Consider the following 14,085-nt stretch of genomic DNA (forward strand, 5'->3'; position numbering starts at 1 on the left):
ATCAGCCCCGAAAAGGCTTCTTCGGTGCCGCATGCGGGCGTGCTGCAGGTTCATTCCGCAAGATCTGCACGGCCGGCGCCTGCGCGGTCCAAAGCAGATCGGACGCCGAATCGAACGACATCAACCGGCCGGACGAGAAGTGCTTGCGGACTGCCTGATCCGCCACGCTCGACGCGACCGTGCCGAGGCGAACTCCGCCGTGTTCAATGGCCTGCTGCGTCCGCTCCGCCTCGATCGTCGCCTTGCTCGCTGCGCAGCGCACGCTCTCGTCACCTCGAGATCCTAGGCGCGTCATTGGCGTCTGCCCGTACTCGATGCCGACCGCGAGATCGATTGCAGCTCCCGATCCGACGATCCCCAAGCAGAGGTCGAAGGACGATCTCATCGCAGCGGCACACAACGCGGCCCGCCGCACTGTCTTTGCCGGGTCATCAGCGCGCTCGCCTTCCGCCACGCAGCCGTGAATGCAGTCGCCGATGAAGCGCACGCGCTTGCCGCCGAAGTCCTCCTTGAGCACGGCGTTGAGCTCTTCCCTGATCACGTGCACCACCTTTACAGCTTCACGGATCTTGTCGGATCCGCCGTGGATTGCCTGGTCGACGAAATTGGTGAACCCATCGATGTCCGCAAAGATCGACGCCATGCCCATGCGGACCGAATTCGCCGGCGCGAGTTCGCTGAACTTGACTGTGGACAGCGGCAACGCCGGACGCTTGAACCGAAACATCGGCTCCGCGGAATCGAGAGCGACCGCAGACGCAGTCCGGTCGAGGCTGTCGAAGCCGTACTTCCTCACCGCCCCCTGAACGTAGGCCTCGTCCAGCGTCATCACGCCAGCAGACTTTCGCACGGCTCCCGCCGCGACCCGCTTCTGAGCCGTCTCGGTCAGAAAGATGCCCTGCTCGGTTCCCGCCGCCACGAGCTTAGCTGCATGATTTGCGGGACGCCCGAGAAACAGCGTGTCCTTCTCATGGGCCCCACGGCCGGTGGTCATCGCCAGGCACTTTCCATGGTCGATGCCTAAACGAATGCGCGACGGGAAACCATGGGCTTGACCAACCCGTTGCGCCGCCTCGGTGAGCTTCCGAGCGAGCGCTACAGCACGCTCTATCTGAGCGGCCGGGTCGCCAGCCGGCGACGTGATGACGGCGTGCAGTCGAGCGCCGTGGTAATCCACCCGATCGCCATCGTCCCCATCGACAAGCGAATCCCACACGCGGTAGTGCATGTGCAAGAAGGCCAGGAGCCGGCGGTGTGCCGCTTCGGTTTCCTGGCCCCGATCGGCGACCAGAGTCTCGAAATCCAAAAGCTCGCCGTACACATGCGCGCCTTCGACAAGGAACGCTTGGCTCAGCGGCATGCGGCTCAGCATCCCGCGCTTCTCCACGATAGCGCTGTCGAGGACCACATGGCGGTCGACTGCTGGCACCGTTTTGACGTGCTCGCGAATGCGGGATTTCGCGCGATCTTCATTCCATGACATCTGCTGACTCCTTGATCGAATAGACGTCGAGCGAGACGCCGTGCTTCACTTCCACCTGTACCGGCTTGCGGAAACCGTCGGGCTTCGCGCCTGATCCGATCATGAGCTCGCGCAATTCAGGGCTCACGCGGATGCCACCGAGCTCAGCGGACTTGGCCTGCTCATAGCGCGCGGCGATGTTCACGGCGGCTCCCAACAGCGTAACCGCGATCCTGTTGTCGGCGCCGAAATCGCCGAACGCCACGTCTCCGCAGTGCAGCCCGATGCGGATCGCAAGGTCGAGTTCATGTTCGGCGAAGTAGCTGCTGCACTTCTCGGCGATGAGGGTCGAGCACCGCATCACAGCCAACGGTTCGGCGCGCTCGCGATCGGTCGTGTCGATGAACCAGAAGCCCATCAATCCGTCACCCATCAACTTGTCGATCTGGCCACCGGCATCGCGGATTGCATCGATCTGAATCTTGGCGAGCTCGCGCAGATGTCGCGCCACCTGGATCGGCTGCTTATCTGCGGCCCAGGTGCTGAAGTTGGCGAGATCGCTGAAATAGACGATGGCCCGACGGCTCTGCACCGGCGGCGCCTCCCCGCCAGCGGCCATCTTGACGAGACCGAGCGCGTCACCGTCGGCGAACCGGCGAAGCAGCAGCTCTCGTTCCGTCGCCAAGCCGCGAAGCTCGGAGCGAGCACGCGTGGCCTGCTCGAGCTTGTCGTTGATGACCACCGCCAACGTCTGCATCCACGCGACCTTCTCGTCGTCCCGCAGCTTTTCCTGAAATGACGCGTCGATGCACAGCAGCCGCACGGGCCCGACGGCCTTGATGTCGGCGGTGCGGCTGGCAGCCCTCCCGGAGAGGAAATGAAGGAGCCCCTGCTCGCCGATGAGTTCTCCGGCATCCCTGAAAGCGACGTTCTGCTCGTCAGAACGGACCTCGACACGCCCGGAGAGCACCAGCCAGCACCCGCCGACCCGATCGCCGCGTCCGCATACACGCTCCTCCGGCACGTAATCTCGGACCGAGCAAAGGCCCGTGCGCTCCAGCGCGCTCAGGATCAAATCCGGCTGCGGGCAGGACTGCTGGAGAAACCGGTCGATCTCTCGCGTGACATTGGCGGCGAAGCCCATCGTCCAGGTTCCAGGTTGGGCGGGAAGGCTAAAAATCTGATTTGCTTTCGCGCCACATTAAGTACGTCTACTCCGAACATACAAAACTCTTTGCTGCCAGTCAAGGACAGGATATGGTGCTACTCCGAACATGCGAAAGCGAAGGTGCACCGCGTGGCTGAGACGCTCAGAGATCGCATTAAGACATTGAGGAAGAAGGCAAAACTGACGTTAGATCAGCTCGCGCCTCAGGCAGGTCTGAGCAAATCTTACCTTTGGGAACTGGAGAACCGCGACCTCCCCCGCCCCTCCGGGGAGAAACTTGCAGGCTTGGCGAAAGCTTTGAACGTCACCGTCGACTATCTTCTTGGCGGGGATCCCACCGAGAATTTGGAAACGGCCGAGGACAAGGCATTCTTTCGGGAATACGAAGCCATGTCGCCAGAGGCCCGCGCTCAGCTCCGCCGATTGGCAAAGGCATTGGATAAATAGCCATGAACTCCGAGGGCTGGGGACTGCAGAGGTGGGCGAACCACTTCAACCAGATGTTGAACCTGGCCAACCCGCCCAACCGTTACCGCTTCGACGTCGGCCGGCTCGCCATGGAAACGACCGCCCAGATGTTTCCCGGCGATCCTATCGTGAAGGTAGAAGAAGAAGACCTCGAGGGATTCGCTGGCGCTCTCGTCCCAGCCGAATCCAGAACTCGCTGGGGCATCGCTTACGGCAAGGGACAGTCGCCGGGAAGGCGAAGGTTCACTATCGCCCATGAATTCGGCCATTTCCTGCTCCACAGGAAGAAATATCCGAACGGCATCCATTCAAGCGAAGCCGATGTGGATGGCCGAACGAAGATCGAAGTCGAGCGCGAGGCGAACGAGTTCGCCTCATGGCTGTTGATGCCGTTGGACGATTTCCGCAAGCAGATCGCGCCGAGAGACAAGCCAGACTTCGACGCGATCGGCAACTGCGCGACGCGCTACGAAGTTTCATTGGTCGCCGCGGTCCTGCGATGGCTCAGGTACACGGAGAGGCGAGCGGTATTTGTCAACTCCATCGACGGGTACGTCAATTGGGCGTGGTCTAGCGACGCGGCCTTCAAGAGCGGCAACTTCATCCGCACAAGCCGGGGCCCTGTGGAGCTTCCAGCCGGATCCGCCGTCGCGCAGCAGCAGTTCACGCCGGAAGTCCGGAGCGGCGTCGATCACGCTGCCGGAGTGTGGTTCAATCAACGCGTCAAAGAGCATTCGTTCCGGAGCGAGAAGTACGACACCGCCTACACGTTGCTCCATCTGGCAGATGCGGAGCCAAAATCGTGGTCTGAAGGAACGCCCCTTGAGGACACGTACGAACGATTCATGAGGCGGTGACGTCGGCCCATGGGCGCTCCGGATCCAGCGCCTCCTGCTCCAAGTGGCGCACATCCGATCCGAACGCAAGCCAATCCGCCAACTCGCGCAGCGCGCTGTCGGACCTTGCGATCGAGGCCAAGCTCGGATCCGCATCCGCCGGCTGGCCCGATTTCTCGGCCAGATCCTTAGTCATCAGGTGCGGTCGCGGCCCACGCGGCAGGTTTTCCTCAAGGTACCTGAAAATTCGCACGCCGCCGGCGTCTACGTCGCCCCAATGAAGGAACGGCACCTCGGCCGCCACTGCCGTAAGAACCTTTGCCAGAAATTCGACGACTCCAGCCGCCGGGAAGCCGCCGGTATACACGATCAGGCTGCCGTCCTCGATCTCCCGGACTTGCCGATTGAAGCTCGCATAGTTCTCGATCGTTAGGATCGTCGTCGGACGCTCCAAGACCGAGAGTTGCTGCAGCATCTCCGGATGAATGGACGCGAACGGCCTTGCCCGGCCATCGACCAGGCGACCGTCAGCCTCCCCAACGGCGACAGGCCCCCTCAAATGAATGGGATGGCTGAACCGCTCGAGTCCGATGTGCGTCCAGACAACATCGGCAGCCGCGCCCGGCTGCCCGATCCGGACACCGAGAACCGCGGCAAGCCGCGAAGCGTGCCTATCGAAGGCCTTGGTGTCGTTCGTCGCCTTTTTAGAGAAGGTGCGCGCGTCCAGCCCTCTGGCCTCCTCTCGCGAGATGGACGCCAGCAAGCTGAAGAACTCCTTGGCTGCATCGACTTGGCCGGCCGTCAGGCGATAAGCCGCCTCGCTGCGGGCCCACCTAGCCGTCATGTCGTCCAACAAGGTGATGACCCACGGTTCTCCGGTCGCCGCGACCGGAAGCAATTCGTCCCTGACGCGCTGCGCGGTCGCCGGAGCAGTCGGGCGGCCGAGATGCCTGGCGAGCAGCTCAGCGTCGCGGACGACGACGCGCTCGATCAGATGGCCCTGGTCCCTCTTGCCCCATTTCACCTCGACAGAACCGAACCTTTCGGCCGCGGTGATCTGATCATGGAAGCGGCTCATTTGCTGCGCGGTCGAAAGCCGGTCATAGTCTGGAGCTGCAGAAGCTGACCACGAGCGATAAGGGTTGCGCTCGCTCCGCTCCAGCAGCCGTTCGAGCAGTTCGACGCCGGCATCTGTCATCCGAACGTCGGTCATTCAGCGGCCTGGTCCCGCGGGATAGCCTCGGCCTTCTCGGCCGCGATCCGCTCGGACTTGAACACGTCGAAGCCCTTGCGGTAGGGGTCGATAGCAACGATCGCGTCGCGAGCCTTCTCGGTCAAGAATTCGGTGTCGATCATCACCTGGTTGCCCAGCCGATTCACGTTTACGACGGTGTCGACCACTTCCATGAACACGTGACGCTTTTCGTCGGGTGTGGCCAACACGACTTGGAGTCCCAGGGCCCGCATGAAGTCCGAGCACTGGCCGATCGCCTTCGTATCCAGCCGATTAAATGCTTCGTCGAAGATCGCGAGAGACAGTCCGCTCTCCCCGGTTCGCCGGTTCTGGTATGTGGCGGCCAACGAGGCACCGATGGCGATGTAGAACGGCAACTGGCCTTCGCCTCCGGATCCAGTGCCCGCGCGGCTCGTCAGAGACGACCGGATCGTACCCTGGGCATCCTTGATGTAGAGCTCGAAATTGAAATACTTGCGCGGGTCCTCGATATCCTCCGTCCGCGCCTCTGGATTCGACAGTATCTCCTCGATCTGGCGGACCGCGCGCATCATCGGGGAATTCGCGTCCCCGCTCCGGTCGCCGAAGAGCGGCAGGTTGAATTCAGGCTTTCGGGATTCTTCGACGAGCTCGATCATGTCGACATGAGTTGGCGCATCGAGCGCTTTGAACGAGTAGTAGTCCCGCCCGTGGAACTGGCGATCTTCCAGATGGCGATTGAGCTCCTTCAGGGTGTTTCGAATGCCCATGAAGGCGTCATCCAGCCGATGAAGGAGATCGTCTCGGAAGGCCGAGGTCATCTCGGTCGCGGCGTTCCGGCACTGCTCCTCATACTGGACTAGCTCGTCCCCATCGAGCCGCTCCTTTTCGGTCGCCGCCCACTGCTCTACTGCCGTCGGCGTTGCCTCTTCAGCGGTGAACGACGGCACGACATGGAAATCCTGACCGTGCTTGTTCATCGCGTTGGTCATTTCGCGCATCAGGCTGGATCGCCTTGTCGTAGAGCGAGTCTCTCTGTCCGCGGTCAGCCCGTCGATGAGGTTCGGTATCGCTTCCGTCGCCATTCTGGCGACTTCCGGACGGTAGTCACGCATCGCCGTCGATTGCGGGAAATCTTGACGCATCTGACGTGCACGGTCCCGTCGAGCTCCACGCGCGGTGGTGCTATTCTTTTGCATGTAGTCATCGTACGCGCCCTCGGCCTTATCTCGCGCGCTCTTCGCGGCGTCAAAGGCCTTCTGCGTCTCCAATTTCCTACGGCCCGCCGTCACCACTTCACCCGCGAGACGCTCCAGATCGGCAACGAGCTTGGGGTCGCGATTCCGCTTGGCATCCTCGATGTTTTTGCCGATCTCGGCGAGCTTGCGGTCGAAAGCAGCCAAGTCGGCTCCGCATTCGGAGCAGGTCAGGCCAGCTTCGATCGTCTTCTGGAAGCGGGCAAACATGTCCTCGAACAGCCGTGCTTCTTCTTCCAGTAGGCCAACCTCGCGCGCCCGCTCAGCGAGCTGCATCGTGAGGTCTTTTCGCTCGGTCTCGAGCTGCTGACGCATTTGCCCCTGTGTGGCACGCCCGAGCTTGAGGTGTTCAGGTTTGGGAAGCCTTCGAACCGTACGGCCACCTTGCATCATCCGGTCAGGCGTGATGGCGTTCTCGGCGGCGACCATCCTGTCCATGGTCTCTACCATCATCAGCCGGCCCAGCCTATAATTGAGGAAAGCCCGGGCATGCCGGTTTTCCGTGCTGATGATCTGCGCCAACGACCCCTTCTCGGCGGGGCGCGTACCGTCGGTCTTCGTCGTGTTGATGACTTCGGCGTGTTGGAACGAATATTCGCCGCCTTGCCGGTAGATCTCCAGGGCTCGGACGGCCCGACTGGGCTCGACGATCAGCGCCTCACGGGAGCGCCCCAGGACGGCCTCGGCCGCCATCCGCCATTTGTCGTCGCGGATTTCCACCAGATCGCACAGCGGCTCGGCCTCGATGCCATGCGAACGAAGCTGATCTATCAGATTCCGGGTGCCACGCTCGATAGGGCTGAGCCCTTGGTCCATCCGTTTCAGATTGCTGTCGATCTGGTCGATGCGATCCTGAAGGTCCTTGGTCGCGACGCGGGCCGTGAAATGAGCGTCCGAGAACGACTTCCGGACCGCCGCAAGTCTCTCCTGGTCCACGGCGCCCAGCGCCGCGTCGAGATGCGAAGCGCTATCTTTCCAGTCGCCCGGCAGTGTCTTGTCCCATTCGGAAAGTGGCGCCCTTCCCCGAGCGACTACGACCGCGCTCAGCAGCGCATGCAGGAGATCGTCACGACGAACCAGCAGATTGAGTTCGACGGCCTTCTTGATCGACGCGATAAGGCCTTCGATGTCCTTGAGCGGCGCCATGGCGTTGGCACGCTGGCTCAGCGCTGCGGCCTTGTCCGACTCGTACATCTGGGCAAGCTGTTCGGCGTCGCTGGTCCTGATCGACAGCTCGACGGTCTTATGCTCGGCCTCGAGCGCGGCATGTCGGGCCGCGGCCGCGGCCGCCTCGACCTCTGCCTTACCTGCCACGCTCCGAAACTGCGCGATGACCTCTTCCTGCCGCCTGGCTTCCCGGCAGAACTTCTCCCATTCCAGGCGCGCGATCTGCCAGCTATTGGTTGCGATAACCTTCTCGTTTTCCACGGCACGGCCGACGATGCGAAGGATTCCGGCTAGGCTGGCGCTCTGGGCCCTCAACTCCTCGATGCGACGGGTCAATGACCGCCAGTGTTCGATTCCGAGCCGAAGTCTGTCGACCTGGAGAGGCTGAACGTCGAGGACGTAGTTCCGGACGAAATCCGTAGGATTGTCCACCGGCTTCAGCAGCAGCGCGTTCCGGAATGCCTTCTGGAAGCGCCGTGGATCGAGCGGAAACCCTGCCGGCGATAGAGCTCTGAGCGATTCCGCCACGAAGTCGGTAGCGCTTGAGAACGCATCGTCGACCTCGATATGTCGCGCTCGCAACGCGGTGCGTACGGCGTGCCACTGCAGTGTCTCGACCTCGTCGTCGCCGACCGCCGCGAGTATGTCGTCCTTTGCCATGGCGCCCTTGGCGATGAAGCGCGCCTCGCAGGACTCGTCGCTTCTCGAAGCCGAAGCCGAAAAAGCCACGCCCAGGCTCACCGCCGAGCCATCGGCCAGATCCTCGAAGACCAGGATGATGTAGGTGTAGGCATGCTGTCGCGTCGGCTCCGAACGCTCGCCCTTCTCGTCGAGCGAGACAACGCCGAGGCAGTAGTCGCGGAGAGTCCGCTTGCTCCTGACATTGCTCTGGGCGCTCGGATTGAAGCGGATGCTGGCCATACTTGCGCCCGAGAGCACTGTCTGGACGGCGTCGATGATCGCCGATTTACCCGCACCGTTCGGACCGATGATGGCGGTCATGCCGCGCAAATCGACCTGCTGCGCCCGGAACAAGTACCAATCGATCAGGATGATGCGACGAAGTTCGATCACGCCTGCACCTCGCTCGCGGCGTCGGTCTTTGCCGTCGCCGGGATGGAGCGCGACACGAACTCTTCGAGGGATCCTAGCGTATCCTTGGAGACCACGATCGGCAGGGCGGGCCGCAGGAACAGAGTGAAGTTCCTGTCGTCCCGATCCTCGATTCGGACAAGGCCGCGCTGGCGGAAGCCGGCCAGGATTTCCTTCACCCTTCCGAAATTCGGACGCTCGCGATGCGTGCGATCTTCGTAGATCTGCAGGATCTGCTCGCTCTCGACCTCAACCTCGCCGAATTCCTTGGCCTCGAACCGCGTGAACGCCTCTTCGTAGTGGAGCCGCAGCACCAGAAGCAGAAGGCTCTCATCGAGCTTCATGCTCTGACGAGGGGGCAGCTCGTTCGCCACCAGGCCGACGTAGCCGTCGTTCGGCCTGCCCACGACCCGGTACCCGAGCGCATCGAACAGATTCTCGAAATACCCCATGTGGCGACGGAGCACTTCGTAGGAGGTCTTCATGCCCCAGTCGTTCTCATAGATGAACTGCGCGCGCCAAAGCGACTGTGCCGCCTGCCGCAGTTCCTTCTGCAACTGGTCGCCGTCGTGTCCCTCGGAGTCCGCGTCGTCGATGAGTTTAGAAAGATCACGCAGCATCGGCCGTGGTCCTCGTTCTTTCGATCCGGAAGGCGGTCACGTCGATCCAGTCGTTGGCGGTGCGCCCCTCGTCGAGCCTGATCGTGAATTCGCCAAGTCGCACAGAGCGGCCGACCGCAGCCAGGTTCGGGAGCGCCCGGTAGGCGAAGAGGTCCGGAATGCTCTCGATCTCGATCTCCGCGGACGACACGGCATCGCGGCCCTGCATCTGCCGCCGGGCGAACTCGAGCAGCCTCTGGTCGGACACGCGCACCATCCGGTCGAATTCGGTCGTGGCCTCGACATAGGCGCGCAGATATGGATCCTGCTTCGGCACCTTGAAGCGCGTCCGCTCCGGTGGTGCCTTCGGAGGCGGTGGCGTGTACAGCGCAAGCGATGTGATCGGCAGGCCCACATCCGGCGACCCAAGACGGATCTCCACTTCATCGCGCCCGATCTTCGAGAGTTGCTCGATCAGCCGGACGATCCGCTCAGCGGATCCCTCTCCCATGACGTCCATGTAGTGGACGGTGGTGCGGATGCGGCGTTCGAGACGGTCGCGGAAATCTTCGATCTTGTCCATGAAGGGGCCGACGTCCTCAAAGACGCTCTTGATCTTCTCGAGCTCGGCGACGACGCGTTCCTCTGCCGTGGCAACCGTGGAGCCTGCGCCCATGACACCCTGCTCGATGTAAGGCGCGCGCGATTTTGCCAAGCTGATTGGCATCCGCGAGCATGTCGCCGGCGAGCGTCGCGATCGTGCGGCGATGACGGTACGGATTGTTGGACGTCTTGAGCTGCTTGTAGTCGGCTATCAGGAAGCCGTCGACGAAGTCCTGGAAGAACGTACGGAGGATGGCCGCCGCGTTCGGATTCCCCAAAATGCGGTCCTCGATCTCGCGCATTCCGGCCAAGATGCGACGCATGCTGCGGGCAAACCGCAATGCCGTGTCGTGTGCATTGGCCAAGCCTTGGGCCATCGTTTCCGGTTCACGGTGCGCGGCCTCCAGGTTGTTCTTGACGTCGACCACCGCGCCTGCGACGCGGACGCGGCTGTTGCCGAAGTCGGAGATCGCCCCGAGGACCATGAACGCGTCCGGGTTCATGTCCACGTAGGTTCGCCATTTTTCGGTTTCCTCCGTGAGCCAACCGGTATCGCGCAATCGATAATAGGCTAGGTAATGGGCTTGGCTTGTGGTCTGATCCTCTTCAGGATCGCCTTCCGAGAGGTCGCCCATCGATCCGATGCCGAACTCGGAGAGCCCGATCTCGATCTGCTTAACGATCTCTTCCCTAAGCGGCGTCTCGAGAATGCGCGCGGAATAGACCCGCTCATAAAGGCGCATTAGCAGGCGCGAATAGACCTGCTTCTTCGGCCCGGACAAGGGCTTGAAAAGGGTCTCCGGAAGATAACCAAACAGCTTCATCTAAGCAGCCCTCGGCTCGCGGATTGAACCGCGGCGACTGCGCAACCGCAAGGAAAAACTGAGGATTTTCAGAGCGTTCTGTTCGTTTTCCTCCACGAGGAGACTCCGGGCCGCCCGGTCCATGACATCCTAGCCGGCCGCATGCTCCTCGACCACGACCGGTTTAACCTCCCCCGTTGATGCAAGAAGAATCTTTTCGAATGAGTCTGGAGCGCGCGATCGGGTGCTGACATGTGTCCGGCCTCTGAAGCGGCCGTTACATGCCGCCGGCCTGTATGGGAGTTCGCGGAGCGGGTCCAATTCAGTGATGCGCGCTCGAGGCGCGTGTCCATAATCTGGTTTTCCCGATCCCGTCTCTGACCGTTGCGCCATACTCTCCGTTCGACCTTCTCACATCGTAGGCAGCGGGAGAACTAGGGTCCAGACTCAATTGAGCCAATATGCGACGAGAGCGGCGAGATGAACAGCGGCCAAAAAATTACGGGCGAGCTTGTCATATCGCGTGGCGATGCGCCGGAAGTCCTTGAGCCTGCAAAAGCAGCGTTCGATGACATTTCGTCCTTTGTAGGCGCGTTTGTTGAAGCGATGGATGACGACACGGTTAGATTTATTGGGGATTACGGGCTTGGCGCCACGACGAATGATTGCGCCGCGAAGCTTGTCGCCATCATACCCTTTGTCGGCGAGGAGCACGCTCATGGGTGGCGCGAGCGCCAGGACATCGGGAGCCGCAGCGATATCGGCATCCTGGCCTGGAGTCAGATGCAGGACGACCGGCCGGCAGAGCGGATCGCTCAGCGCATGGATTTTTGTCGTGCGGCCTCCGCGCGAGCGGCCGATTGCTTGATTGTGCTCCCCCCTTTTCCGCCGGAGGCACACCGGTGAGCTTTAATCGAGGTCGAGTCGAGCGACAGTACGACGCCGTCTTCGCCAGGCTTGGCCAGCGCTTCGAAGATTGCGCACCATCGTCCTCGCTTGGCCCAGCGATTGAAGCGATTGTAGATCGTCGTGTAAGGGCCGTATTCACGTGGACAGCCTCCGCAACTGCTCAATCCGTGATTGTCTCCTCGGCCAATCCGTGGGGCAACACCGTCACCGCGGCAGCAGCAGCGGCGCGAGCGCGTACGCCTCTGGTACGTGGCCGCGACCCGGGCGCGCGACCTGCTGATCCTGCCTAGGCACTCCGCCGACCTGTCGGACAAGTGCTGGGCGAAGCTCGTCGATTTGGGCCTGGCTGGTCTCCCGGCGATCAACCCGAACGACGTCGGCACCGCGAAGGAAAGGAACGTCACGCCGCTAGAGAACGGGCAGACCCGCGAGACCTTCGCCGCCGAGGCGACCGCTATCTTCGATGTGCGCAAGACCGTGATCTGGCGTCGCCCGAGCCGGAGCGAACTTGATCAGGTGGACGAGCCAGAAGCGAAGATCGAAAGCGGGGAAATTCCGGAAACCGGCGCTGCGGAGCCTGCTGCCGTTCTCAGAAGTTCGACGCGTGGCACCATCCTTCACAAGCTAATCGAGGAGGTGCTGACCGGAGAAGCCTGCGACGCCAGGGCGGGCTTGAAACGCGGGCTGCGGAACTGATCCGGCAGATGGGGCACGAACCGGCGGAGGATCCGAAGATGGGCATCAGCGCCGTCGAACTGACCGCCACGGTGCTGCGGACGCTCGCTCTTCCGGACGTCGTGACGCCGCGACCGCGTCTCGCCCCCGAGCTCCCGTTGTTCGGAAGCCAGACTCACGAAGGCGGCAAGGTCCTGCTCTCCGGACAGGTTGACGCGATCGCGTTCGACGAGGCCGGCGCCATCGACGCGGTCGTCGATTGGAAGAGCGACGTGGCTCCGGATGCGCCGAGCATCGGCCACTACAGACAGCAGATCGCCGACTATCGGAAGCAGACGAACCTAAGCGGGACAGGTCGTCGATGTGACTTGAGCCCCCGCGGCTGCTGCTCAGGATCCAAGCGCCGTCTCTGCCGGCCTGGTCTACCTTGCCGAGCTGCGGTTGCTCACGCTTGGCTGAGATCGAATCTGAAAGTTCTCCGCAGTTTCACGGATTTCGAAATTGATCGGTCCAGGTCGCCCGTCCGGAGTTCGGGCCCACAGGTATGCGGAGCCTTCATCCAGCACGATCGACTCGACCGAGAAGCCTGCACGCTTAACCAATCCGGCGAGATCGTCCGGCGGGATGAGGCCGTAGAAGGAATGGCCCCTAAGCGAGTCCATGAGGAAGCCGTTGCCGTATGGTTGACAATTCGGGAGATTCTGCATCCTTGTAAAATCAGAATTGCGATAGAGCGTCACAAACAAGCAAGTGCCGTTTGGCTTTAGCTTAGCTTTTGAACGATGCCAAGTCTCACGCTTGCCGATGGGATCACAGAAAGAACGTTTATGCAGAAGCCGCGGTCGTATCTCCGGTCATGGGAGGCAAACTGACCCACGGTGAGGGCGTGGACGTGATTTGATTTGCCGACGTAATCGCGGATGGTGGTCGAACGACCGCGGATCATTTGACCCCTTGAAAGCTGCACTTCCGAATCCACCAACGCAAGTTCGCCGGTGGTTTTGGCTATTGCCCGTTCGTAACGCAGTTTGCCGCAGCCAAAGTCGAAGCTGGAATGAATTGGCTCGAGACGCGAGATCAGCTTCTTAAGATAGGCCGAACTCTGTGTTTCCGGCTTGGCTGCGTTTTCGCTCCGGACGATGATATCCTTCCCGATCTTGTACCACATCAGATGGCCGCCTCTGTGAATGCTTGGCGGTTGCCTGCACTTGCCTCGGCATTCCCGGCTATCTGTTGGATCTGGGGATCCGCCCTTCGTTCCAGCAATCCATACCGAAGATGTATAAATAGAAGCGCGGCCATCGAGGCGGTCCAAAAAATGATCAGAAACCAAGCTGCCCTGGCGAAGGCGGATAAGACCGCGAAGCCTGTGAGTATGAAGAGCCACTCCAAGGCAACCCAATATGTGCCAAGCCTCCAATGCGCTTTCGATGTCGTGCTTGTCGACGAGCGGATGTTCGCTTCGGCTGGACGCGTATTTGTAGAACGTCGCTCTCACGAGGGGATGGCGGTCGCGTTTGAGATTTGCCACCTGACGGGCCGACATCTGCGCACCCGACATGACAGCCAGAGGGAGAAGGATGTTAGCGCGGTCGAACCTCGCCCTGATCTTAAATATGTCCGAAATCCGATCATGGAATCGGGTGACCCTGCTGAAGATGAGCACCAGCAAAGCAAGCGCGAAGCCGCCCACGTTCACCTCAGGAGCTTTAATAGCCGTGGCGAATTCCTTGACGCCGGGCAGATGCTCAACTCGCAAGAAAAGACCGTTAATCCAAGGATCGTACCTCACCAGGAACGAGCAGGCTAAGGTCAGCCAGAAATCCGCCAAAGC

12 protein-coding genes and 1 pseudogene are annotated in these 14,085 nt (G+C 61.5%); 4 read left to right on the forward strand and 9 right to left on the reverse strand.

Annotation, left to right across the window (positions count from 1 at the left end; translation table 11 throughout):
* Window position 1 precedes the first annotated feature (1 nt).
* The gene (locus AB5K84_RS38945; RefSeq protein ID WP_011084485.1) at window positions 2–1,483 is read right to left on the reverse strand and encodes an adenylate/guanylate cyclase domain-containing protein; all 1,482 of its coding nucleotides are present in this window, start codon (window positions 1,481–1,483) and stop codon (window positions 2–4) included.
* Window positions 1,470–2,606 carry an adenylate/guanylate cyclase domain-containing protein gene (locus AB5K84_RS38950; RefSeq protein ID WP_011084484.1) on the reverse strand — a complete coding sequence of 379 codons (1,137 nt, stop codon included), beginning with the start codon at window positions 2,604–2,606 and terminating at the stop codon, window positions 1,470–1,472. The genes AB5K84_RS38945 and AB5K84_RS38950 overlap by 14 nt, the downstream gene beginning before the upstream one ends.
* A 144-nt stretch (window positions 2,607–2,750) precedes the next feature.
* On the opposite strand from AB5K84_RS38950, the gene AB5K84_RS38955 reads away from it, so the two are divergent.
* Window positions 2,751–3,077: a helix-turn-helix domain-containing protein gene (locus AB5K84_RS38955; RefSeq protein WP_011084483.1), complete on the forward strand. Its 327-nt coding sequence runs from the start codon at window positions 2,751–2,753 to the stop codon at window positions 3,075–3,077.
* A 2-nt stretch (window positions 3,078–3,079) separates the two neighbouring features.
* Window positions 3,080–3,955 (forward strand): ImmA/IrrE family metallo-endopeptidase, encoded by an 876-nt coding sequence (locus tag AB5K84_RS38960; RefSeq protein WP_011084482.1) that lies wholly within the window; start codon window positions 3,080–3,082, stop codon window positions 3,953–3,955.
* Here AB5K84_RS38960 and AB5K84_RS38965 read toward each other — a convergent pair.
* The 6 genes and pseudogenes from AB5K84_RS38965 to AB5K84_RS38990 all read right to left on the reverse strand — a co-directional run.
* Window positions 3,942–5,147 (reverse strand): Wadjet anti-phage system protein JetD domain-containing protein, encoded by a 1,206-nt coding sequence (locus AB5K84_RS38965; RefSeq protein WP_011084481.1) that lies wholly within the window; start codon window positions 5,145–5,147, stop codon window positions 3,942–3,944. The two genes, AB5K84_RS38960 and AB5K84_RS38965, sit on opposite strands and share 14 nt — an antisense overlap.
* A complete protein-coding gene (locus AB5K84_RS38970) occupies window positions 5,144–8,644 on the reverse strand; it encodes an SbcC/MukB-like Walker B domain-containing protein (protein ID WP_011084480.1) in 3,501 nt (1,166 codons plus the stop codon). The genes AB5K84_RS38965 and AB5K84_RS38970 overlap by 4 nt, the downstream gene beginning before the upstream one ends.
* Window positions 8,641–9,282, reverse strand: coding sequence for a DUF4194 domain-containing protein (locus tag AB5K84_RS38975; protein ID WP_011084479.1), 642 nt, complete (start codon window positions 9,280–9,282; stop codon window positions 8,641–8,643). The genes AB5K84_RS38970 and AB5K84_RS38975 overlap by 4 nt, the downstream gene beginning before the upstream one ends.
* Window positions 9,272–9,937, reverse strand: coding sequence for a Wadjet anti-phage system protein JetA family protein (locus AB5K84_RS38980; protein ID WP_038968076.1), 666 nt, complete (start codon window positions 9,935–9,937; stop codon window positions 9,272–9,274). The genes AB5K84_RS38975 and AB5K84_RS38980 overlap by 11 nt, the downstream gene beginning before the upstream one ends.
* Window positions 9,861–10,688: a Wadjet anti-phage system protein JetA family protein gene (locus AB5K84_RS38985; protein WP_441232744.1), complete on the reverse strand. Its 828-nt coding sequence runs from the start codon at window positions 10,686–10,688 to the stop codon at window positions 9,861–9,863. Before AB5K84_RS38985 ends, AB5K84_RS38980 begins: the two co-directional genes overlap by 77 nt.
* Window positions 10,689–11,114: 426 nt before the next feature.
* Window positions 11,115–11,722 (reverse strand): annotated as a pseudogene (locus AB5K84_RS38990) (IS5-like element ISBj2 family transposase); the annotation flags it as partial.
* A gap of 103 nt (window positions 11,723–11,825) precedes the next feature.
* Here AB5K84_RS38990 and AB5K84_RS38995 point away from each other — a divergent pair.
* A complete protein-coding gene (locus AB5K84_RS38995; RefSeq protein ID WP_018648886.1) occupies window positions 11,826–12,272 on the forward strand; it encodes a hypothetical protein in 447 nt (148 codons plus the stop codon).
* A gap of 38 nt (window positions 12,273–12,310) precedes the next feature.
* Window positions 12,311–13,018: a hypothetical protein gene (locus AB5K84_RS39000; RefSeq protein WP_244442029.1), complete on the forward strand. Its 708-nt coding sequence runs from the start codon at window positions 12,311–12,313 to the stop codon at window positions 13,016–13,018.
* Here the strand turns inward: AB5K84_RS39000 and AB5K84_RS39005 are convergent.
* Window positions 13,015–14,082, reverse strand: a complete 1,068-nt coding sequence (locus tag AB5K84_RS39005; protein ID WP_236842180.1) for a hypothetical protein — start codon at window positions 14,080–14,082, stop codon at window positions 13,015–13,017. The genes AB5K84_RS39000 and AB5K84_RS39005 overlap by 4 nt on opposite strands.
* Window positions 14,083–14,085 lie beyond the last annotated feature (3 nt).

This window comes from Bradyrhizobium sp. 1200_D9_N1_1, assembly GCF_052075915.1.
Lineage (GTDB): Bacteria > Pseudomonadota > Alphaproteobacteria > Rhizobiales > Xanthobacteraceae > Bradyrhizobium > Bradyrhizobium diazoefficiens.